The following is a 22,103-nucleotide window of genomic DNA, read 5'->3' as shown; positions in this document are numbered from 1 at the left end:
GCTGGGTGATGACTTAGCTGCGGTACAGCACCTTGATTACATGGTAACCAAACTGGGTTTTCACCGGACCAAACGGTTTCAGCAATTCACAGGAAAACACCGCTTTATCGAAAGCGGGAACCATATCGCCTTTACGAAACTCACCTAAATCACCGCCGTTGCGTTTTGACGGACAGGTTGAGTGTTTCTGCGCCAGTTTCTGGAAATCAGCACCTTTCTCCAGTTGAGCAAGAATGTCGTTAGCCTGCTGTTCAGTATCCACCAGGATGTGCAGGGCTGCTGCGGTATTTGCCATGTTGTTACCTTTTTGCAAAAGAGATTCCTGCGCGCAATGTAACATTTGCAACGCAAGATGTGGACAGTGACGCGCTTTCCTTAATAATAAATCCTCGGTCAAGATCGGTGCCGCTTTCTGCTACAATCGCCTTCCGTTTTATGAGTGAGCAAGATCGTTATGCGCTTAAACCCCAGCCAACAACACGCCGTCGAATTCGTCACCGGACCTTGTCTGGTACTGGCGGGCGCAGGCTCAGGCAAGACCCGCGTTATCACCAATAAAATTGCGCACCTTATCCGTCAGTGTGGCTATCAGGCGCGGCACATTGCTGCTGTGACCTTTACTAACAAAGCGGCGCGTGAGATGAAGGAACGTGTGGCGCAAACGCTGGGGCGTAAAGAAACACGTGGTCTGATGATTGCGACCTTCCATACACTGGGGTTGGAGATCATCAAACGTGAATATGTCGCGCTGGGCATGAAATCTAATTTCTCCCTGTTTGACGATCAGGATCAGATGGCGTTGCTGAAAGAGCTCACGGAGCAGTGGCTGGAAAACGATAAGGTTCTGTTGCAACAGTTGATCTCGACGATCTCAAACTGGAAAAACGATCTGATCGATCCACCTGGTGCAGCGGCGACCGCGCGATCTGAACGTGACAAGCTGTTTGTACATTGCTACTCGCTTTATCACGAGCATCTGCGTGCCTGTAACGTACTGGATTTCGACGATTTGATTCTGCTTCCCACGCTATTGTTGAAGCAGAATGCAGAGGTGCGTGAACGCTGGCAGAACCGCTTGCGTTATCTGCTGGTGGATGAATATCAGGACACCAACACCAGCCAGTATGAGCTGGTTAAGCTGCTGGTCGGTACCCGCGCGCGTTTTACCGTCGTCGGTGATGACGATCAGTCAATTTATTCCTGGCGTGGCGCGCGACCACAGAATTTGGTGTTGCTACAGCAGGATTTTCCCGCGCTTGACGTGATCAAACTGGAACAAAATTACCGCTCTTCCGGGCGTATCCTGAAAGCCGCCAATATTCTCATCGCCAACAACCCACACGTCTTTGAAAAGCGGCTGTTCTCTGAACTGGGCTATGGTGATGAACTCAAAGTGATTACCGCCAACAACGAAGATCACGAGGCGGAGAGGGTTGTGGGCGAACTGATTGCCCATCACTTTATTAAAAAGACGCAGTATGGCGACTATGCCATTTTGTATCGTGGCAACCACCAGTCGCGTCTGTTTGAAAAGATGCTGATGCAGAACCGCATCCCGTATCGTATCTCCGGCGGCACGTCCTTTTTCTCCCGACCTGAAATCAAAGATTTACTGGCTTACCTGCGTGTATTGACCAATCCAGATGATGACAGCGCATTCTTACGTATTGTGAACACGCCCAAACGTGAGATTGGCCCTGCGACGATGAAGAAGCTGGGCGAGTGGGCAGGGCAACGCAATAAAGGCCTGTTCAGCGCGAGTTTTGATTTTGGGTTGAGCCAGTCACTAACCGGGCGTGGGCTGGAATCCCTGCAACGGTTTACCCAGTGGCTGGCGGAAATCGCCCGTCTGGCAGAGCGTGAACCTGTGGCAGCCGTGCGCGACCTGATACACGGGTTGGACTACGAAAGCTGGCTCTATGAGACCTCGCCCAGCCCAAAAGCCGCAGAAATGCGCATGAAGAACGTTAATCAGCTATTTAGTTGGATGACGGAAATGCTGGAAGGCTCCGAGCTGGATGAACCGATGACGCTGACACAGGTGGTGACGCGCTTCACGCTGCGGGACATGATGGAACGTGGAGAGAGTGAAGAAGAGCAGGATCAGGTTCAACTGATGACGCTGCATGCATCCAAAGGCTTAGAGTTTCCATACGTCTTTTTGGTTGGAATGGAAGAAGGCCTGTTGCCACATCAGAGCAGTATTGATGAAGATAACGTCGACGAAGAGCGGCGTTTGGCATACGTGGGGATTACACGTGCTCAGCGAGAGCTGTTCTTCACGTTATGTAAAGAACGCCGCCAGTATGGCGAATTGATACGCCCTGAACCGAGCCGCTTCCTACTTGAACTGCCGCAGGATGATGTGGTGTGGGAAACGGAAAGAAAAGTCGTTAGCGCACAAGAGCGTATGCAGAAAGGTCAGACGAACGTCGCCAGTATCCGAGCGATGTTAGCGAAAGCGAAAGGGGAATAACCATCCCCGTCATACTTCAAGCTGCATGTGCGTTGGCAATACTCGGCTCATCTCTGAGCATCGCCTTAAAGGGCTAACACTTCGCGTTATTCAAAACGAACACGTTTTGTCCTGCAACTCGAATTATTTAGGGGATAATATATATCCGTTAAGCTGGGGTTTCTTCCAGCATTAGCGGCCAGTGTATGTAGCTCTGCCAGCGGCTTTCCTGTTCCAGCATTTCTGCTCGTAACGGGTGTTGAGCCAGCCAGCCAGCAGGCAGAATCAGACGTAACGCTTCACCTTCTACGCGTAACCGTACTGCCGGCAGCGTGTCATCGCGGCGGCGGCTGGCAAAAATAATTGCCAGACGTAACAGACGGCACAGGCGCTGTGCCTGATTGACCGGTAGCGCATTTTGCTGGCTGAGCGGCATGAGATCGACAGGGTTAATCTGGTTTTGCAGGAGCGTGGCTAACAATTTCTTTTGGGCTGGCGTAAAGCCGGGGAGATCGCTATGGCGAATCAAATAGGCTGCATGCTGGGGTGACTGGCGAAAATCAATGCTCAAACCGATTTCGTGCACCAGACAGGCGCTGCGCAGTAACTCACGACATCGGCTATCTAACTGCCAATCACGGGCAACCTGTTGCAGAAAGTTGTCTGCCAATGTACTAACGCGTTTAGCCTGTTCGGTATCCAGTAGATAACGACGTTGTAGCGTCTCCAGCGTGCGGTGGCGGATATCTTGATCGACAGGCAGATCCAGCATGCCATAGACCAGCCCTTCACGCAGCGCGCCTCCGGCCAGCGTCATCGTTTTGATGTCTAGCTCCTGGAAGATCGCCAACAGAATGGCAAGCCCGCTGGGGAAAACCAGCGCACGTTCCAGCGTTAGACCTTCAATTTCCAATTCTTCCAGCTTATCGCACTGAATCGCATGCTCTTTAAGCTGTCTGAGCTTCGGCAGGGTAATGTATTCATCCATTCCCTGCGCGACCATAATTTCCTGTAGCGCTTGCACTGTGCCGGAAGCGCCAACACAGATTTGCCAACCTTGCTCACGTAGAGATGCTGCGACAGGACGCAGCATCTCACGCGCTGCATTTTCAGCGCGTTCAAAGTTGCCTGCTTCCAGATTGCGGTCGCCGAAATAGCGATCCAACCACGTTACACATCCCATTGGGAGGCTGATCAACTGGGTCGTTTGTGCACCGATCCCCGTTGCCAGTTCGGTACTACCCCCACCGATATCCACGACTAAGCGTGCATCTGGGCCGCCTGTGGTATGTGCCACGCCTTGATAAATCAAGCGTGCTTCTTCTTCACCGCTGATAACCTGAATCGGCAAGCCCAGAATTTCCTGAGCCCGTTGCAGAAATTCGTCAGCATTCGTTGCCAGCCGTAGGGTTGCGGTCGCGACGACGCGCACCTGCTTCTTCGGGATGTCCTGCAACCGTTCGGAGAACAATTGTAGGCACTGCCAGCCACGTTGCATCGCTTCCTGTGAGAGCCGATTCTGCTTATCCAGACCTGCGGCAAGGCGAACTTTACGCTTTATTTTCGCCAGCGTCTGAATGCTACCTGCGGTTTCCCGGGTGACCAGCATATGGAAGCTGTTCGAGCCGAGATCGATGGCAGCGTAAAGTGAAGAAGAACTCAGCATCGACGGTTAGTCCGCTCGTTTACGGTTATTACGAGGCGCTCCACTGCGGCGTGGCGCACTATTGTGTCGGCGCGGACCATTATTGGAACGCGGTGGACGTGTTAAACGCTTCGGCGCGGGTAAATCGCTCATCAGCGCATCACTGTTGTATTTGCTGACTGGGATACCATGACCGATATAGGTTTCGATAGCCGGGAGATTTAGCGCGTACTCTTCACAGGCCAGACTGATAGAGAATCCGCTTTGTCCCGCACGGCCCGTACGGCCAATACGGTGAACATAGTCTTCGCAGTCATCCGGCAAGTCGTAGTTGAAAACGTGCGTCACGGAAGGGATATGCAAGCCGCGTGCTGCAACGTCCGTTGCCACCAGAATATCCAGATTACCTTGGGTAAATTCTTCCAGAATACGCAGGCGTTTTTTCTGCGCGACATCGCCTGTCAGCAGGCCAACACGATGACCGTCGGCAGCCAGATGGCCCCAGATGTCTTCACAGCGATGCTTGGTATTGGCGAAAATAATGCAGCGATCCGGCCACTCTTCTTCCAACAGGGTCTGGAGCAGACGCATTTTCTCTTCGTTGGACGGATAAAACAGTTCTTCTTTAATGCGATGGCCGGTTTTCTGTTCCGGTTCAACTTCCACATACTCGGCGTTATTCATCTGTTCAAACGCGAGTTCACGCACCCGGTAGGAGAGCGTAGCGGAGAAGAGCATGTTCAGGCGCTGTGCCGCTGCGGGCATGCGGCGGAATAGCCAGCGAATGTCCTTGATGAAGCCGAGATCGTACATGCGATCTGCTTCGTCCAGCACGACGACCTGAATCGCGCCCAGATTGATATGGTTTTGTTTGGCGTAATCGATCAGACGACCAGTAGTGCCGATCAGAATATCAACGCCGCTTTCCAGCACTTTAAGCTGTTTGTCGTAGCCGTCGCCACCGTAGGCTAAACCTAATTTTAGCCCAGTTGCGTGAGACAGCGCTTCCGCGTCGGAGTGAATCTGGACAGCCAGTTCACGGGTTGGTGCCATAATTAAGGCACGTGGTTGATTGGTCTGACGCTCTGCATTTGCAGGGTGTGAAAGCAGATAATGGAAAGTAGACGCAAGAAAAGCCAGCGTCTTGCCAGTACCGGTTTGCGCCTGACCCGCAACATCACGCCCTGACAAAGCTAATGGCAGAGCTAACGCCTGAATAGGCGTACAGTTATGAAACCCTTTACTTTCAAGAGCTTCAATAACCTGCGGGTGCAGGGCGAAGTCGGAAAACTTCTGTTCAGTTAAGTGTGTTTTGCTCATAGTGTGGTAGAATATCAGCTAACGATTGCTTTACGAAAGCGTATCCGGTGAAATAAAGTCAACCTGTTGTTGGTTAATGCTACACCAACAAGGTAGAAATAATCCTGCGGAGTAAAATATGAGCGATAAAATAATTCACCTGACTGATGACAGCTTTGGCACGAAAGTATTGCAGGCTGAGGGCGCAACCCTGGTTGATTTCTGGGCTGAATGGTGTGGTCCTTGCAAAATGATCGCTCCTATTCTGGATGAAATTGCCGAAGAGTTTGAAGGTAAACTGACGGTTACCAAGCTGAACATTGATGAAAACCCAGCTACCGCACCAAAATATGGTATCCGTGGTATTCCTACTCTGCTGCTGTTTAAAAATGGCGAAGTCGCTGCGACAAAAGTCGGCGCACTGTCCAAAGGGCAACTGAAAGAGTTCCTGACGGCGAATCTGTAATTAGCTTGATACCCTTCAAAAGGGTATTTCCGGCGGGCACAATCGGGCAATGTGCAATTCTCATATTGACTGCTTGCTGCTCGTCGGGAAGCGTGTTAGATTCTTCAGCACTGCATATCGTACTTGCCTATGTTTAAGCCCTTAGGCTTGAGCCTGAAAGTTAGAGTCTAAAGCATTATTCTGTGTCTAAATCGAAAAGTCGTTGTTTTACAAAATGCTTGTTTTACGAAATGATTGTTTTACGAAATGATTGTTTTGCAAAGTAGTTGTTTACAACACATTTGTAATCCGATTTGGGCAGTCTACTAGTTTTACAATAATTGGTTTTATGTGTCTTCGATCTCCTGCCGTTGATGTATGCGGATATCGTTTATGCGGATGTCGTTTTGCGCGGATTTAATGCGCTTCAGGTGTGAAACCAGACAGGAATCCGGTGGTCGAAGGCTGTTTAGAGGCACGGATGATCCTGCCATACCATTCACGTTAATAGTTCGAGATTTACCCCGAGTTAAAGAACCCACCACTATGAATCTTACCGAATTAAAGAATACGCCAGTTTCTGAGCTAATTACTCTTGGCGAAAATATGGGGCTGGAAAATCAGGCCCGCATGCGTAAACAGGATATTATCTTCGCTATTCTGAAGCAGCATGCCAAAAGCGGCGAGGATATTTTCGGCGATGGTGTGCTGGAGATATTGCAAGATGGCTTCGGCTTTCTTCGCTCCGCAGACAGCTCCTACCTCGCAGGCCCCGATGATATCTACGTTTCTCCCAGCCAAATCCGCCGTTTTAACCTCCGCACTGGTGACACCATTTCTGGCAAGATTCGTCCGCCGAAAGAGGGTGAACGCTACTTTGCGCTGCTGAAAGTTAACGAAGTCAACTACGACAAACCTGAAAACGCCCGCAATAAAATCCTGTTCGAAAACTTAACACCGCTGCATGCAAACTCTCGTCTGCGTATGGAACGTGGTAACGGTTCGACAGAAGATCTGACGGCGCGTGTGCTGGATCTGGCTTCGCCGATTGGCCGTGGTCAACGTGGTCTGATCGTTGCTCCGCCGAAAGCAGGTAAAACCATGCTGCTGCAAAACATCGCGCAGAGCATTGCTTACAACCATCCTGACTGCGTGCTGATGGTGCTGCTGATTGACGAACGTCCGGAAGAAGTTACCGAGATGCAGCGTCTAGTGAAAGGTGAAGTGGTTGCGTCAACGTTTGACGAACCGGCTTCCCGTCACGTTCAGGTTGCTGAAATGGTAATCGAAAAGGCGAAGCGTCTGGTTGAACATAAGAAAGACGTTATCATCCTGCTGGACTCTATTACTCGTTTGGCGCGTGCTTATAACACCGTTGTTCCGGCCTCGGGTAAAGTGTTGACTGGTGGTGTGGATGCCAACGCCTTGCATCGTCCGAAGCGTTTCTTCGGTGCGGCGCGTAACGTTGAGGAAGGCGGCAGTCTGACAATCATCGCCACCGCACTGGTTGATACCGGTTCCAAAATGGACGAAGTGATTTACGAAGAATTTAAAGGTACAGGTAACATGGAACTGCACCTGGCGCGTAAAATCGCAGAAAAACGCGTATTCCCAGCGATTGATTACAATCGTTCTGGTACGCGTAAAGAAGAGTTGCTTACCACTTCTGAAGAATTGCAGAAGATGTGGATTCTACGCAAGATCATCCATCCAATGGGTGAAATTGATGCGATGGAATTCCTCATCAACAAGTTGGCGATGACGAAAACCAACGATGAATTCTTCGATATGATGAAACGTTCATAAATCCGGGCGTTCATCTATTACGGATAACTCGGGGAACGCCACGCAGGGTCGTGGCGTTTTTTTATCCTCCAATTGACCGGGTGTGAAGTGCATTTCCCGCTGGGAAGTTGCAGTTATCACTTCAATTTGTACTGGCGATCAATGTGAGTGATAGGATATAAGGCGTAAACCGAGTCTATACTGAACGGCTACAGCGCAGCTGTTAACGGTGAACTTACTCACTATGAGTACCGAATTACTATTTATTTTCTTGTTTTCTCTGGGCTTTCTTTTTTTTGCTCGCAGCATCGCGGGTAAAATAGGGCTTGTCGATCGTCCCAACTACCGTAAACGCCATCGAGGTCTTGTGCCTCTGGTTGGTGGTATCTCCGTGTATGCGGGTATCTGTTTTACCTACTTTATTACCGATCAATATATTCTCAACTTCCGTCTTTACCTGATGTGCGCGGGTGTGCTGGTTTTTGTCGGCATGCTGGACGATCGTTTTGATATCAGCGTGAAAATTCGTGCTGTTGTGCAGGCGTTTGTCGCGGTGGTAATGATGGCTTTTGCTGGCTTGACGATACATAACCTGGGGCACATTTTCGGGCCCTGGCAGATGGGACTAGGGCCGTTTGGCTATCTGGTCACGTTGTTTGCCGTTTGGGCGGCGATCAATGCGTTCAATATGGTAGATGGGATCGATGGGTTACTCGGTGGATTGTCCAGCGTCTCATTCGGGGCGATGGGGATTTTGTTGTATCTGAGCGGCCATGCGAACCTGGCATTGTGGTGTTTCGCCATGATCGCGGCGACGTTGCCCTACATTCTGCTTAACCTCGGCATATTTGGACGACGTTACAAGGTCTTCATGGGCGATGCGGGTAGCACGATGATTGGTTTTACGGCTATCTGGCTCCTGATACAGACGACGCAAGGTCCACAGCATCCGATTAATCCTGTGACAGCATTGTGGATTATCGCGATTCCACTGATTGATATGATCGCTATCATGTATCGGCGTTTGCGCAAAGGGATGAGTCCATTCTCGCCTGACCGGCAGCATATTCATCATTTAATGATGCGAGCTGGCTTTTCTTCCCGACAGGCGTTTGTGTTGATTACACTTGCTGCTGCCTTGTTGGCAGCGATTGGCGTGCTGGGAGAATATTTCTTTTTTATACCCGAGTGGTTCATGTTGGCATTATTTTTGCTTGCATTTCTGCTGTATGGCTACTGCCTGAAACGAGCATGGCGGGTCGCCCGTTTTATCAAGCGAATCAAACGCCGTATGCGGCATTCCGATGAGCAAAAGCAGTCATCCTGACCAAATAATTTTGGGGAAGTAATGAAATCAGAGAACTTGTCTACCGGGAATGCGTTGATTGATAACGAACTGGATATCCGTGGTTTATTTCGTCTGCTATGGCGTGGAAAGGTATGGCTGATAGCTTTTGGCCTGTTGTTTGCCGTCGTGGCATTAGGCTATTCCTATCTTGTTAAGCAGGAATGGAGTGCAACAGCGATTACCGACAAACCGACGGTTAATATGTTGGGAGGATATTATTCGCAGCAGCAGTTTTTGCGTAACCTCGACGCCCGATCTTTTTCCACCCCTCAGCCAGAACAACCGTCTATTTCGGCTGATGCTTATGATGAATTCATCATGCAATTAGCGGCTTACGATACCCGCCGCGATTTCTGGTTGAAAGCCGACTACTATAAGCAACGTCTGGAAGGCGATGAAAAGGCCGATGCGGCTCTGCTGGATGAACTGGTCAACAACATTCAGTTTACGCCGCGTGACGACGGGAAAAAAACCAATGATTCTGTGAAACTGGTGGCGGAAACCTCAGCAGACTCCAACACGTTGCTTCGTCAATATGTGGATTTTGCCAGCCAGCGTGCAGCCAACCACCTGAATGAAGAGATTAAAGGTGCCTGGGCTGCCAGAACCATTTTCATGAAGTCGCAGATCAAGCGCCAGGAAGCGGTGGCAAAAGCGATTTACGATCGTGAAGTCCGTAGCGTTGAACTGGCGCTAAAAATCGCACAACAGCAAGGTATTAGCCGTAGCCAGACGGATACGCCGGCAGATGAAATCCCCGCATCGGAAATGTTCCTGCTTGGCAGGCCGATGCTTCAAGCCCGACTGGAAACGTTGCAGACCAGCGGCCCGCATTACGAACTGGATTACGATCAAAATCGCGCAATGTTGGCGACGCTGAACGTTGGCCCAACGCTTGAGGCCAGTTTCCAGACGTATCGTTATTTGCGTACACCGGAAGAACCGGTGAAACGTGACAGCCCGCGCCGGGCATTCCTGATGGTGATGTGGGGTGCGATTGGTGTGTTAGTAGGAGCAGGTGTTGCCTTGGCTCGCCGTCTGCGTTAACCAGCTTGCTGATTTGCGCTTGATGCTGAGCGAGCGCCTACGCCTAACCTGATTAAAGAGATTCAATGTGAAAGTGTTGACTGTTTTCGGCACCCGGCCGGAAGCCATTAAAATGGCACCGCTGGTTCATGCCCTGGCTCAGGATGGAGCCTTTGAATCGAGAATTTGCGTAACAGCCCAGCATCGGGAGATGTTGGATCAGGTGCTGCATTTGTTCGATATTACGCCGGATTACGATCTGAATATTATGCGACCGAGACAGGGACTCAGTGAGATATCCTGCCGGATCTTATCGGGACTCGAACCCGTCATGGCCGAGTTCAAACCGGATTTGGTATTGGTACACGGTGATACCACCACAACGTTGGCAACCAGCCTGGCGGCTTTTTATCAGCGAATCCCCGTTGGTCACGTAGAGGCGGGATTGCGTACAGGCAATCTGTATTCGCCTTGGCCAGAAGAGGCTAACCGCAAACTGACTGGACATCTGGCGATGTACCACTTTGCTCCGACGGAGAATTCCCGCCAAAATTTGCGGCGTGAACATTTGTCCGATCGGCATATCTTTGTGACTGGAAACACGGTGATTGATGCGTTGTTTTGGGTTCGTGACCGAATCATCGCAGATGCCTCGCTACGACGTAGCCTCGATGAGAAATATGCTTTTTTGGATGGCAGTAAGAAGCTGATTCTGGTTACTGGGCACCGCCGCGAGAGCTTTGGCGGCGGTTTTGAACGCATTTGTAGCGCGTTGGCAGACATCGCCCTTCGACACCCTGAAGTACAAATTGTTTACCCGGTCCATTTGAACCCTAACGTCAGTGAGCCGGTGAACCGTATCCTGAGTGGCATTGATAATGTGATGCTGATTGCGCCGCAGGACTATCTGCCTTTCGTGTATTTGATGAACCGTTCTTACATGATTTTGACCGATTCGGGTGGCATTCAGGAAGAAGCACCGTCGTTAGGAATCCCTGTTTTGGTGATGCGCGATACGACGGAGCGACCGGAGGCGGTAGAAGCGGGTACGGTCAAACTGGTTGGCACAGAAGTGGCGAGCATTGTTGATGCGGTGTCTATGCTGTTGACGGATGAAGAGGCCTATCAGGCAATGAGCCGTGCCCACAATCCTTATGGCGATGGTCAAGCCTGTCAACGCATTGTTGATGCTTTAAAAAATCATAGGGAATGATTTTTAGCGCTGCTTTTGCAGCGACCCGAAGGGTGTCGGGCAGGGATAGCCCGACATAAAAAATCGCTAAGTGTATTTTCGAGCTGAGAATAGCCGATTTACAGAGTGCAAACGGTGATAATGGGATAGAAGAGTAAAGCGTTTGCGCCATGGACAAAAGCGTCAGGAACGCTTTTGAACGTCGCTTGCGACGGCTCTGCAAGGGTGAATCTCAGGGATGAGATTTATATCTGCGCAATCCGAGCGTACAGGGATGTATTCACAGCGTCTTTACGATCTACCCATTATCACCGCTCAATGTATCCATCAGCGCTCGAAAATTACTCGGCGTCATGTTGAACGTCGCCTTACGGCGGCAGACATAAAAATATCAGGTGACACTATGAGCTTTACTACCATTTCCGTAATCGGTTTAGGCTACATCGGCTTACCTACCGCAGCGGCGTTTGCGTCGCGTCAGAAAAAAGTCATCGGTGTCGATGTGAACAAACTGGCGGTTGAGACCATTAATCGCGGCGAAATCCATATTGTTGAGCCCGATTTGGACACCTTGGTCAAGGTTGCGGTAGAAAAGGGTTACCTTCAGGCAATGACGAAGCCTGTGCCAGCCGATGCTTTCCTGATCGCGGTTCCCACTCCTTTCAAAGGCGAGCACGAACCCGATCTGGCCTATGTTCAGGCTGCTGCTGCGTCTATCGCACCTGTGCTTAAGAAAGGCGATCTGGTGATCCTTGAGTCGACGTCTCCGGTGGGGGCGACTGAGCAAATGGCCGAGTGGCTAGCCGAGGCGCGTGCGGACTTGACGTTTCCGCAGCAGGTTGGAGAAACGGCGGATATCAATATTGCCTATTGCCCTGAACGGGTGCTGCCCGGTCAGGTCGTGGTTGAGCTGATTAAAAATGACCGAGTTATTGGTGGGATGACCCCCGAGTGTTCTGCCCGCGCCAGCGAACTGTACAACATTTTCCTGGAAGGTGAGTGTGTGGTCACTAATTCCCGAACTGCCGAAATGTGTAAGTTAACGGAAAACAGCTTCCGCGACGTCAATATCGCTTTTGCCAATGAGCTCTCGCTGATTTGTACTGAACAAAACATTAACGTATGGGAACTTATCCGATTGGCAAACCGCCATCCTCGCGTCAATATCCTGCAACCCGGTCCCGGTGTAGGCGGACACTGTATCGCGGTCGACCCCTGGTTTATCGTGGCACAAAATCCGCAGCAGGCTCGGTTGATTCATACCGCCAGACTGGTGAACGATGGTAAACCGCTCTGGGTGGTGGATCGGGTCAAAGCAGCTGTGGCGGATTATCTGGCGCAAACGGATAAACGCGCGAGCGAAGTCACAGTGGCCTGCTTTGGGTTGGCGTTCAAGCCTGATATTGACGATCTGCGCGAAAGCCCTGCCGTGGGAATTACGGCCATGATTGCACAGTGGAATACGGGGGTGACGTTAGCCGTCGAACCGAATGTCAAACACCTGCCGTCCGTGTTGGCCGGGCAGGTAAAACTGGTCGATACCAGCAGCGCATTAAAAGAAGCCGATGTGCTGGTGATGCTTGTCGATCACCGTCAGTTTAAAGCGATCCACTCGGATGATGTTAAACAACAGTGGGTTATTGATACCAAAGGAGTATGGCGTTGAAACGAATTTTAATTACCGGTGGAGCAGGGTTTATTGGTTCAGCATTGGTCAGATACATTCTGACGGAAACGCAGGACAGCGTCGTCGTTGTCGATAAACTGACTTATGCGGGTAACCTGTCTTCGCTGGCACCGGTTGCTGATAGCGAACGTTTTGCGTTCGAGCAGGTGGATATTTGCGATCGTGCTGAACTGGATCGTGTGTTTACCGCTTATCAACCTGCGCTGGTGATGCATTTGGCAGCGGAAAGCCACGTTGACCGTTCTATCGATGGCCCTGCGGCATTTATTGAAACCAATATTGTCGGCACCTATACGATGCTGGAAGCGGCACGCCACTATTGGCAGAACCTGGCTGATGCGGACAAGAGCGCTTTCCGTTTTCACCATATTTCTACCGATGAAGTCTTTGGCGACCTGCATGGCACGGACGATCTGTTTACAGAAACCACGCCTTATGCCCCAAGCAGCCCTTATTCCGCATCCAAGGCATCCAGCGATCACCTGGTGCGCGCCTGGCTTCGCACCTACGGGTTCCCGACCGTTATCACTAACTGCTCGAATAACTACGGTCCTTACCATTTTCCAGAGAAGCTGATCCCGCTAGTGATCCTGAATGCGGTCGCGGGCAAACCGTTGCCAGTTTACGGTGATGGCGCACAAATTCGTGATTGGTTGTTTGTCGAAGACCACGCTCGCGCGCTGTACAAGGTGGTGACGGAGGGTGAAATCGGCGAGACGTACAACATCGGCGGTCACAACGAGCGTAAAAACATTGAAGTGGTGCAGACCATTTGCGCACTGCTGGAAGAGCTGGCGCCGAATAAACCTGCTGGCGTAGCGCATTATCGCGATCTCATCACCTATGTGAAAGATCGCCCAGGCCACGACATGCGTTACGCGATCGATGCCGGGAAAATTGAACGTGAGCTGGGCTGGCGTCCAGAAGAAACGTTTGAGACGGGCATGAAAAAAACCGTCAGTTGGTATCTGAATAACGAAAAATGGTGGCGTAGCGTGCAGGACGGTTCCTATACCGGCGAGCGTTTAGGGCTGAACGACTAAATCTGCACTTAGATGACGGAAAAGCCAGATGGCGGGAAAGAAAGGAGCGAAATGATGTCCCATCCCATATCAATAGGAAAGGGAAAAATTCGCGCCACGGTTGAACCGCTGGGCTGGGAGAGCGAATTCTTCCAGATTGGTAGCGGTAAGCTGAACTTTTCGCCGTCAGCACCTGTGTTGACGCCTGATGCGTTGAGCGCATTTGCGTTGACGCAGGCCAAAATCGCGGCCAACAACGTGGTGTTGGTGGACGCGCTGGCCGATCTCGGTTTTCGCTTGGTGGAAGGCGAGGTCGATCTCAGTTTGCCGCTGGAACGGGCTACCGTTGTGACGACGCTACCGCGCTGGCGTGAAGCCACACTTGACGATATCCCTGCGCTGAGGGACGCGGCATCACGTGTTTTTACGCTAAGCCGTTTCCGTACTCCGTGGTATCAGCCGGAGGATAGCGGGCGCTTCTATGCTCAGTGGATTGAAAATGCCGTACGCGGTACGTTCGACCACTGCTGTTTGCTGATGGAGGATGCTGCCGGTCATCCACTGGGGTGGGTAACGCTTCGCAGAGTAGATGGTTCGGATGCCCGTATCGGGCTACTGGGCGTTTGGCCGGGCGTTACGATACGCGGTATTGGTTCACAGCTGATGGTGCTGGCGGAAGCGTGGTGCCGACAACAAGAGTTGATATGTCTTCGGGTCGCGACACAGGTTAGCAACGTGGCGGCGCTTCGTCTTTATCTTCGCCGTGGTGCCACGATTGAGAGCACGGCGTATTGGTTATACAGGTGATCACATGATTTCATTTAATGCGCCACCAGTTGTTGGTACAGAACTGGATTATATGCAGGCTGCTATGAGCAGCGGTAAATTGTGCGGCGATGGTGGGTTTACCCGTCGCTGTCAGCAGTGGCTGGAGCATTATTCCGGTAGTAAAAAAGTCCTGCTTACGCCTTCCTGCACGGCTTCGCTGGAAATGGCCGCCATCCTACTGGATGTGAAGCCTGGCGATGAAGTGATCATGCCGAGCTATACCTTCGTCTCCACCGCCAACGCCTTTGTGCTGCGCGGTGCGAAGATCGTGTTTGTCGATATCCGCCCGGATACCATGAACATCGACGAGACGAAAATCGAAGCGGCAATTACGGAAAAAACACGCATTATCGTGCCGGTTCACTACGCGGGCGTCGCCTGCGAGATGGACGCGATTATGGCACTGGCGAAGAAATACGATTTATATGTCGTGGAAGATGCGGCACAGGGCGTGATGTCGAGCTACAAAGGACGCGTACTGGGATCTATCGGTCACATCGGCTGCTTCAGCTTTCATGAAACCAAAAATTACACCTCGGGCGGTGAGGGCGGAGCCACGCTGATTAATGATGCCAGGCTGGTAGAGCGAGCGGAAATCATCCGTGAAAAAGGCACCAACCGTAGCCAGTTCTTCCGTGGGCAGGTGGACAAATATACCTGGCGTGACATCGGCTCAAGCTATCTGATGGCAGATATTCAGGCTGCCTATCTCTGGGCACAGCTGGAAGCGGCGCGACCTATTAACGAGCGCCGTCTGAAACTGTGGCAGAATTACTACGCCGCATTCAAATCGTTGGCTGATGCCGGGCGTATTACTCTGCCAACCGTCCCAGCCAATGGGATTCATAACGCACACATGTTTTATATTAAACTTCGCGATCAGGATGATCGCAGTGCGTTTATCAATTACACGAAAGAAGCCGAGATCATGACGGTCTTTCATTATATCCCACTGCACAGCTGCCCGGCCGGCCTGAACTTCGGTCATTTCGCCGGTGAAGATCGCTACACCACGCAGGAAAGCGAACGGCTGGTGCGCTTACCGCTGTTCTATAATCTTTCGGACGTCAATCAGCGCACCGTCATTAATACCATTCTGAGCTTCTTCTCCTGACATGTCGTTGGCGAAAGCATCGATATGGACGGCAGGCTCCACGCTGATAAAAATTGGCGCGGGGCTGGTTGTCGTCAAACTGCTGGCGGTCACGTTTGGCCCCAGCGGTGTAGGGATGGCGGGGAATTTCCGCCAACTTATTACGGTGTTAGGCGTGTTAGCCGGGGCGGGGATTTTCAACGGCGTCACCAAATATGTTGCGGAGTATCAGCAACAGCCGGACCGACTGAGGCCGCTGCTAGGCACGTCCACCACGCTGGTACTGGGGTTTTCCACCCTTCTGGCAATACTCTTTCTTGTGGCCGCAACCCCTATCGCCAATCTCTTGTTTGGGCATGAGGACTATCGCGATGTGGTGCGTGCGCTGGCGTTTATCCAGATGGGTATTGCCTACGCCAACCTGTTTCTGGCAATCCTCAAAGGCTATCGGGATGCGATAGGCAATGCGCTGGCTGTGATCGGCGGTAGCCTGATCGGGCTGGCTGCCTTTTGGCTCTGCTTGCGGTTGGGTGGCTATGTTGGCGCACTGGCAGGGCTGGCGCTGGTGCCGGCGTTGCTGGTGATTCCGGCAGGCATCATGCTATATCGACGCACTCCGCTGTCGCTGACGTCGCTAAAACCGGCGTGGGATCGTGCCATCGCCGGGCAGTTGAGTAAGTTTACGCTGATGGCGTTGATGACTGCGGTGACGCTGCCTGTTGCGTACATCATGATGCGTAACCTGCTGGCGGCGCATTACAACTGGGATGAAGTGGGCATTTGGCAGGGTGTCAGCAGTATTTCCGATGCTTACCTGCAATTTATTACCGCCTCCTTTACCGTTTATCTGTTGCCGACGCTCTCGCGCCTGACAGACAAGGCTGCGCTGGCGCAGGAGATTGTTCGCTCGCTGAAGTTTGTGCTACCTGTTGTGGCGTGCGTCAGCTTCTGCGTGTGGCTGCTGCGAGATTTTGCCATCTGGCTGCTGTTCTCCAGCCAGTTTACGGCAATGAGAGATCTCTTCGTTTGGCAGTTGGTAGGGGATGTAATGAAAGTGGGCGCTTACGTCTTTGGCTACCTGGTCATTGCGAAAGCGGCGCTGCGCTTTTATCTGCTCACTGAAGTCAGCCAGTTTCTCCTGTTAACCGGTTTTTCTCACTGGTTGATTCCGCTTTATGGCGCACAAGGCGCGGCGCAGGCCTATATGGCAACCTACCTGGTCTATTTTTTGCTTTGTTGTTGCGTATTCATTATTTACCGTAGGCGAGCATGACGACACTGATTCATGTATTGGGATCTGATATCCCGCATCATAACCAGACCGTTTTACGTTTTTTTAACGACGTACTGGCGACGGAACTCCCCGAACATCAGATTCGGCATTTCATCGTGGCTTCTCACGACGGCATTTCGCCGGCCGATTTTCCTGCATTGCGTATCGAGACCTGCGTGGATAAAAAAACGCTGGCAGAGGCGGTCATCGCCAGAGCAAAATCGAACCGCAAGATGCGCTTTTTCCTGCATGGGCAGTTTAATCCCACGCTGTGGTTGGCGCTGCTGAGCGGGAAAATCAAATCTGAGCAGGTTTACTGGCACGTTTGGGGGGCGGATTTGTATGAAGAAGCGAGCAGCCTGAAATATCGCCTGTTTTATCTGCTGCGGCGTATGGCGCAAAAGCGTGTCGGACACGTGTTTGCCACGCGTGGCGATCTGACATGGTATCAGCAGCGTGCTTCTCGTGTGCCGACGTCATTGCTGTACTTCCCAACGCGGATGGATCCGGCGCTGACGGGCATGAAGGTGGATAAACCACTAGCTGGGCCGATGACGATTCTGGTCGGCAATTCTGGCGATCGCACAAACCGCCATCAGGAAGCGCTGCGGGCAATTCACACGCAGTTCGGGAGCAATGTGCGGGTTATTGTGCCAATGGGCTACCCCGCGAATAATGCGTCCTACATCTCTCAGGTGGAAAAGGACGGTTTGGCGCTGTTCGGTGTGAAAAATTTCCAACTGCTGAAAGACCAGCTGGCGTTTGATGACTACCTCAACATGCTGCGCACCTGCGATTTGGGCTATTTTATTTTCGATCGCCAACAGGGAATCGGGACGCTATGTCTGCTGATTCAGTTTGGCGTGCCGTTCGTAATCAGTCGACAAAATCCGTTCTGGCAGGATTTAACGGAGCAAGGTCTCCCTGTGCTGTTTTACGGAGACGAACTGGATGAAGCATTGGTGCGTGAGGCACAGCGGCAATTAGCATCCGTGGATAAAAACCAGATCGCGTTCTTCAATCCCAACTATTTGCAAGGTTGGCGGGAAGCGCTGACCTTGGCTGCGGGAGAATCGACATGACGCTGGGGCAATTTGGTGGGCTGTTTGTCGTCTACCTGATTTCAGTTATCTTTATCCTGAGCCTGACATGGATGGAGTTTCGGCGTGTGCGTTTCAATTTTAATGTCCTGTTTTCCTTACTCTATTTATTAACGTTCTATTTTGGCTTTCCGTTTACCTGCGTGCTGGTATTTCGTTTTGGCGTTGACGTTGTCCCCGTTCAGTACCTGCTTCAGGCAATGCTGTCCGCAACCGCGTTCTATGCTGTCTATTACGTTAGCTATAAGACGCGACTACGGCAGAAGACCTCCACGTCGCGTGCTCCACTCCTGACGGTGAATCGGGTTGAAGCTAATCTGACCTGGTTGCTGCTGGCGTTGATTGCGGTCGCTACCGTCGGCATTTTCTTCCTCAACAATGGCTTCCTACTGTTTAAGCTGCGCTCTTACAGCCAGATATTTTCTAGCGATGTGTCCGGCGTGGCATTGAAACGCTTCTTCTACTTCTTCATTCCGGCGATGCTGGTGGTGTATTTCTTGCGCCAGACGCAGCGTGCGTGGCTGATGTTTCTTATCGGTACCGTTGCATTTGGGATGCTGACCTATGTGATTGTCGGCGGTACGCGCGCGAATCTGATCATTGCTTTCGCCCTGTTTCTGTTTATTGGTATTGTGCGCGGTTGGATTACGCTCTGGATGCTGGTTGCGGCGGGTGCGTTCGGGATTGTCGGGATGTTCTGGCTGGCGCTGAAGCGCTATGGGCTGGACGTCAGCGGTGATTACGCCTTTTATACCTTCCTCTATTTAACCCGTGACACCTTCTCACCCTGGGAGAATTTGGCGCTGCTGTGGCAGAACTATGACAAGATTGAATTTCAGGGTTTGGCACCGATTGCTCGTGATTTCTACGTCTTTATCCCCTCCTGGCTATGGCCGGACCGTCCGAATCTGGTGTTAAACAGTGCCAATTATTTCACTTGGGAAGTGTTGAATAACCATTCTGGGCTGGCGATATCCCCTACGCTGTTGGGCTCGCTGGTAGTGATGGGCGGCGTGCTGTTCATCCCGCTCGGCGCAATTGCGGTAGGGCTGGTTATCAAGTGGTTCGACTGGGTGTACGAGTTAGGGAAGAACGACAGTAATCGCTATAAGGCTGCTATTTTGCAGGCGTTCTGCTTCGGTGCGGTGTTCAATATTATTGTGTTGACGCGCGAAGGCGTCGATTCTTTTGTTTCTCGTGTGGTGTTTTTCTGTCTGGTATTTGGTCTGTGTCTGCTGGTTGCTAAACTTCTCTATTGGCTGCTGGAAAGTGCCGGACTCATCCGACAGCGTCTTATGTGTATGCGAGCCACGCCGATTGCGCCGACACCCAACACCGTGGATCCTGTGATAAAGGAGCAGGTATGACAGCGTTAAAAACCACAGAGACCATTCCTCTGTATACCATTCGTGGTTTGCCCATTCACGGCTTTCGCAATATGGCGCAGTTTGTTGATTACCTGTTTACGGGAGAGCGGGTTGAAACGGGTACGCTCGTCGCGATTAACGCGGAGAAAGTGCTAACGGCGGAAAAAGATGTGGCGCTGCGTACGCTGCTCGATCGTGCAGAATATAAGTATGCGGATGGCATCAGTATTGTGCGTTCCATTCGGCGTAAGTACCCGCAGGCTGACGTCACGCGGATTGCAGGGGCTGATCTCTGGGAGGCACTGATGCAACGAGCTGGTAAATCGGGAACGCCGGTTTTTCTCGTGGGCGGTAAACCTGATGTGCTGGCACAAACGGAAGCGAAGCTGCGGGCGCAGTGGAACGTGAATATTGTCGGCAGTCAGGATGGCTATTTTACGCCAGAACAGCGTGATGCGTTGTTTGAGAGAGTCCGTGCCAGCGGCGCACAAATTGTCACCGTCGCAATGGGATCGCCGCGGCAGGAAATCCTCATGCGCGATTGTCGCCACCACTATCCTGATGCCTTGTATATGGGCGTCGGTGGGACGTATGACGTCTTTACCGGGCATGTGAAGCGTGCTCCGCTTGTGTGGCAAAATTTAGGATTGGAATGGCTGTATCGCCTGCTATCCCAGCCAAGTCGTATTTTTCGACAGCTTAAGCTGTTGAAATATGTCGCCTATCATTACAGCGGTCGCTTGTAGTCTCGTTGAATTGGCGCGTTAAACGCGCCAACCTTTTCTCGTCATCTTTTCCCACAGCCTTTATCTACAGTAGATAACCCTGTTTTTTTATTCTTATTCGATTTTAATTATCTGTTTGCCAGACAATCAGAAAGACAGAATTCTATCTTTGACGGATTCGTCATCCTTGATGTGTTATTCAAACCCACATTACGGTATTTTCATGACCGCCCATTTGAGGCGAAACACATTTTTTCTAACAGATAGCATTCCTGAAATAAGAACAATAACTGGCAACAGCAGGGATAAGCACAACATAAAGACAGAGGGATATATGGCAGAAGATGTAAAACAGGAAAAACTCCATCGAGGGTTGGAAGCCCGACATATTGAGCTGATTGCGCTGGGTGGCACGATCGGCGTCGGGCTGTTTATGGGCGCAGCGAGTGCGTTGAAGTGGGCGGGGCCGTCAGTATTACTGGCCTATATTGTCGCCGGGATCTTCGTTTTCTTCATCATGCGCTCAATGGGCGAAATGCTCTATCTGGAGCCGGTTGCAGGATCGTTTGCTGTCTACGCACATAAATATATGCATCCCTTCTTCGGTTATCTCACCGCGTGGGGCTATTGGTTTATGTGGATGGCGGTCGGGATTTCAGAAATTACCGCGATTGGCGTGTATGTTCAGTATTGGTTCCCCGATTTGCCGCAGTGGATACCGGCCATCGCCGCTGTAGCATTGGTCGCGGGTGCAAACCTTGCTGCCGTAAGGTTGTATGGCGAAATCGAATTCTGGTTCGCGATGATTAAAATCACCACCATCGTCGTGATGATATTAGTCGGCGTCGGTATTATCTTCTTCGGCTTCGGTAACCATGGTCAGGCGACCGGATTCAGTAACCTGACCGAGCACGGCGGCTTCTTTGCGGGAGGCTGGAAAGGGCTAGTGTTCGCGTTGTGTCTGGTGGTGGCGTCCTATCAGGGCGTTGAGCTGGTAGGTATTACGGCGGGCGAGGCGAAAAATCCGCAGGTGACGCTGAAGCGCGCGATCAATAACATTCTGTGGCGCATCCTGATTTTCTATGTGGGCGCGATCTTCGTTATCGTCACGATTTTCCCCTGGAATGAAATCGGTACGTCCGGCAGCCCGTTTGTGTTGACGTTTGCCAAAATCGGTATTGTGGCGGCGGCAGGCATCATCAACTTTGTGGTACTGACGGCCGCGCTGTCCGGTTGCAACAGCGGCATGTATAGCTGTGGTCGCATGCTGTATTCGCTGGCTAACAACCGTCAACTTCCCGCCTGGTTAGGTAAAGTGACGGCCAGTGGTGTACCCGCAGCAGGCGTCATGATTTCTATTCTTTGTCTGGTGGCAGGGTCGCTTTTGAATTACGTCATCCCTAACCCGGAAAAAGTGTTTGTTTATGTTTATAGCGCCAGCGTGCTGCCGGGTATGGTGCCGTGGTTTGTGGTGTTGATCAGCCAATTGCGTTTTCGTGAGCAGCATCGTGCAGCGCTGGCCGCACATCCGTTTAAATCGATATTGTTCCCGTGGGTAAACTACCTGACGATGGCGTTTTTGCTGTGTGTGCTGGTGGGAATGTATATAAATATCGATACACGGATGTCTTTATTGGTCGGTGTTGCCTTTTTAGCTATGGTCAGCCTGTGTTATTTCGTGCTGGGATTAGGCAAAAAAACGTCGCTGGCTGGGGGTAAATAGCCGTATTTGGGGGCGGGAAGCGCGGATTTGTATGTTATTTAGCTTGAAATGAACAAAGCATAAGCAAACGCATCATTTCGATAAAAAAGC

At 51.5% G+C, this 22,103-nt stretch carries 18 protein-coding genes; 15 read left to right on the top strand and 3 right to left on the bottom strand.

The features are described 5' to 3' along the window. Positions 1-13: 13 nt before the first annotated feature. Positions 14-295, bottom strand: coding sequence for a peptidylprolyl isomerase PpiC (ppiC, locus tag KP22_RS18810; protein WP_039325787.1), 282 nt, complete (start codon positions 293-295; stop codon positions 14-16). Between the two features lie 159 nt (positions 296-454). On the opposite strand from ppiC, the gene rep reads away from it, so the two are divergent. After that, positions 455-2,476 (top strand): DNA helicase Rep, encoded by a 2,022-nt coding sequence (rep, locus tag KP22_RS18805; protein ID WP_039325765.1) that lies wholly within the window; start codon positions 455-457, stop codon positions 2,474-2,476. Positions 2,477-2,624: 148 nt separating this feature from the next. On the opposite strand, the gene ppx is transcribed toward rep, so the two are convergent. Then, on the bottom strand, positions 2,625-4,121 hold the full coding sequence (gene ppx / locus KP22_RS18800) for an exopolyphosphatase (RefSeq protein ID WP_039305273.1): 1,497 nt from the start codon (positions 4,119-4,121) through the stop codon (positions 2,625-2,627). 6 nt (positions 4,122-4,127) lie between these two features. Continuing rightward, positions 4,128-5,420, bottom strand: a complete 1,293-nt coding sequence (gene rhlB / locus KP22_RS18795) for an ATP-dependent RNA helicase RhlB (RefSeq protein ID WP_039305270.1) — start codon at positions 5,418-5,420, stop codon at positions 4,128-4,130. Positions 5,421-5,538: 118 nt separating this feature from the next. Here rhlB and trxA point away from each other — a divergent pair, with 118 nt between their 5' ends. The 14 genes from trxA (at position 5,539) to thrP (ending at position 22,013) form a co-directional block, all read left to right on the top strand. Beyond that, positions 5,539-5,865: a thioredoxin TrxA gene (trxA, locus tag KP22_RS18790; protein WP_011095683.1), complete on the top strand. Its 327-nt coding sequence runs from the start codon at positions 5,539-5,541 to the stop codon at positions 5,863-5,865. A 525-nt stretch (positions 5,866-6,390) separates the two neighbouring features. Beyond that, complete coding sequence (rho, locus tag KP22_RS18785; RefSeq protein WP_010283881.1) at positions 6,391-7,650, top strand: transcription termination factor Rho; 1,260 nt, start codon at positions 6,391-6,393, stop codon at positions 7,648-7,650. Positions 7,651-7,858: 208 nt separating this feature from the next. Continuing rightward, positions 7,859-8,956 (top strand): UDP-N-acetylglucosamine--undecaprenyl-phosphate N-acetylglucosaminephosphotransferase, encoded by a 1,098-nt coding sequence (gene wecA, locus KP22_RS18780; RefSeq protein WP_156103741.1) that lies wholly within the window; start codon positions 7,859-7,861, stop codon positions 8,954-8,956. A 21-nt stretch (positions 8,957-8,977) separates the two neighbouring features. After that, positions 8,978-10,024, top strand: coding sequence for an ECA polysaccharide chain length modulation protein (gene wzzE / locus KP22_RS18775; protein ID WP_039305264.1), 1,047 nt, complete (start codon positions 8,978-8,980; stop codon positions 10,022-10,024). A gap of 67 nt (positions 10,025-10,091) precedes the next feature. Next, positions 10,092-11,216, top strand: coding sequence for a non-hydrolyzing UDP-N-acetylglucosamine 2-epimerase (wecB, locus tag KP22_RS18770; RefSeq protein ID WP_039325762.1), 1,125 nt, complete (start codon positions 10,092-10,094; stop codon positions 11,214-11,216). A 382-nt stretch (positions 11,217-11,598) separates the two neighbouring features. After that, entirely contained in the window at positions 11,599-12,861 is a 1,263-nt protein-coding gene (gene wecC / locus KP22_RS18765; RefSeq protein WP_039325760.1) for a UDP-N-acetyl-D-mannosamine dehydrogenase, read from the top strand. Continuing rightward, a complete protein-coding gene (gene rffG, locus KP22_RS18760) occupies positions 12,852-13,925 on the top strand; it encodes a dTDP-glucose 4,6-dehydratase (protein WP_197061570.1) in 1,074 nt (357 codons plus the stop codon). The genes wecC and rffG overlap by 10 nt, the downstream gene beginning before the upstream one ends. A gap of 54 nt (positions 13,926-13,979) precedes the next feature. Then, positions 13,980-14,711, top strand: coding sequence for a dTDP-4-amino-4,6-dideoxy-D-galactose acyltransferase (wecD, locus tag KP22_RS18755; protein WP_039305255.1), 732 nt, complete (start codon positions 13,980-13,982; stop codon positions 14,709-14,711). Between the two features lie 4 nt (positions 14,712-14,715). Continuing rightward, the gene (gene rffA / locus KP22_RS18750) at positions 14,716-15,846 is read left to right on the top strand and encodes a dTDP-4-amino-4,6-dideoxygalactose transaminase (protein WP_039305252.1); all 1,131 of its coding nucleotides are present in this window, start codon (positions 14,716-14,718) and stop codon (positions 15,844-15,846) included. Position 15,847: 1 nt separating this feature from the next. Further along, positions 15,848-17,098 (top strand): lipid III flippase WzxE, encoded by a 1,251-nt coding sequence (wzxE, locus tag KP22_RS18745; RefSeq protein ID WP_039305249.1) that lies wholly within the window; start codon positions 15,848-15,850, stop codon positions 17,096-17,098. Beyond that, complete coding sequence (locus KP22_RS18740) at positions 17,095-18,180, top strand: TDP-N-acetylfucosamine:lipid II N-acetylfucosaminyltransferase (RefSeq protein WP_039325757.1); 1,086 nt, start codon at positions 17,095-17,097, stop codon at positions 18,178-18,180. Before wzxE ends, KP22_RS18740 begins: the two co-directional genes overlap by 4 nt. Then, positions 18,177-19,565: an ECA oligosaccharide polymerase gene (wzyE, locus tag KP22_RS18735; protein ID WP_039305243.1), complete on the top strand. Its 1,389-nt coding sequence runs from the start codon at positions 18,177-18,179 to the stop codon at positions 19,563-19,565. Before KP22_RS18740 ends, wzyE begins: the two co-directional genes overlap by 4 nt. After that, positions 19,562-20,311, top strand: coding sequence for a lipopolysaccharide N-acetylmannosaminouronosyltransferase (wecG, locus tag KP22_RS18730; protein ID WP_039325755.1), 750 nt, complete (start codon positions 19,562-19,564; stop codon positions 20,309-20,311). The genes wzyE and wecG overlap by 4 nt, the downstream gene beginning before the upstream one ends. Before the next feature lie 313 nt (positions 20,312-20,624). Then, the gene (gene thrP, locus KP22_RS18725; protein WP_039305237.1) at positions 20,625-22,013 is read left to right on the top strand and encodes a bifunctional threonine/serine APC transporter ThrP; all 1,389 of its coding nucleotides are present in this window, start codon (positions 20,625-20,627) and stop codon (positions 22,011-22,013) included. Positions 22,014-22,103 lie beyond the last annotated feature (90 nt).

Source organism: Pectobacterium betavasculorum (genome assembly GCF_000749845.1).
Classification (GTDB): Bacteria; Pseudomonadota; Gammaproteobacteria; order Enterobacterales; family Enterobacteriaceae; genus Pectobacterium; species Pectobacterium betavasculorum.
The sequence above is the reverse complement of the archived record's forward strand: the minus strand, read 5'-3'. Positions and strand labels throughout refer to the sequence as shown.

Coding starts and splice junctions, on each gene's coding strand:
- trxA (WP_011095683.1), top strand. CDS start 5,539: ATGAGCGATAAAATAATTCACCTGACTGATGACAGCTTTGGCACGAAA.
- rhlB (WP_039305270.1), bottom strand. CDS start 5,420: ATGAGCAAAACACACTTAACTGAACAGAAGTTTTCCGACTTCGCCCTG.
- wzxE (WP_039305249.1), top strand. CDS start 15,848: ATGTCGTTGGCGAAAGCATCGATATGGACGGCAGGCTCCACGCTGATA.
- wecG (WP_039325755.1), top strand. CDS start 19,562: ATGACAGCGTTAAAAACCACAGAGACCATTCCTCTGTATACCATTCGT.
- rho (WP_010283881.1), top strand. CDS start 6,391: ATGAATCTTACCGAATTAAAGAATACGCCAGTTTCTGAGCTAATTACT.
- ppiC (WP_039325787.1), bottom strand. CDS start 295: ATGGCAAATACCGCAGCAGCCCTGCACATCCTGGTGGATACTGAACAG.
- wzzE (WP_039305264.1), top strand. CDS start 8,978: ATGAAATCAGAGAACTTGTCTACCGGGAATGCGTTGATTGATAACGAA.
- ppx (WP_039305273.1), bottom strand. CDS start 4,121: ATGCTGAGTTCTTCTTCACTTTACGCTGCCATCGATCTCGGCTCGAAC.
- wecC (WP_039325760.1), top strand. CDS start 11,599: ATGAGCTTTACTACCATTTCCGTAATCGGTTTAGGCTACATCGGCTTA.
- rffA (WP_039305252.1), top strand. CDS start 14,716: ATGATTTCATTTAATGCGCCACCAGTTGTTGGTACAGAACTGGATTAT.
- rffG (WP_197061570.1), top strand. CDS start 12,852: ATGGCGTTGAAACGAATTTTAATTACCGGTGGAGCAGGGTTTATTGGT.
- thrP (WP_039305237.1), top strand. CDS start 20,625: ATGGCAGAAGATGTAAAACAGGAAAAACTCCATCGAGGGTTGGAAGCC.
- KP22_RS18740 (WP_039325757.1), top strand. CDS start 17,095: ATGACGACACTGATTCATGTATTGGGATCTGATATCCCGCATCATAAC.
- wecD (WP_039305255.1), top strand. CDS start 13,980: ATGTCCCATCCCATATCAATAGGAAAGGGAAAAATTCGCGCCACGGTT.
- wzyE (WP_039305243.1), top strand. CDS start 18,177: ATGACGCTGGGGCAATTTGGTGGGCTGTTTGTCGTCTACCTGATTTCA.
- rep (WP_039325765.1), top strand. CDS start 455: ATGCGCTTAAACCCCAGCCAACAACACGCCGTCGAATTCGTCACCGGA.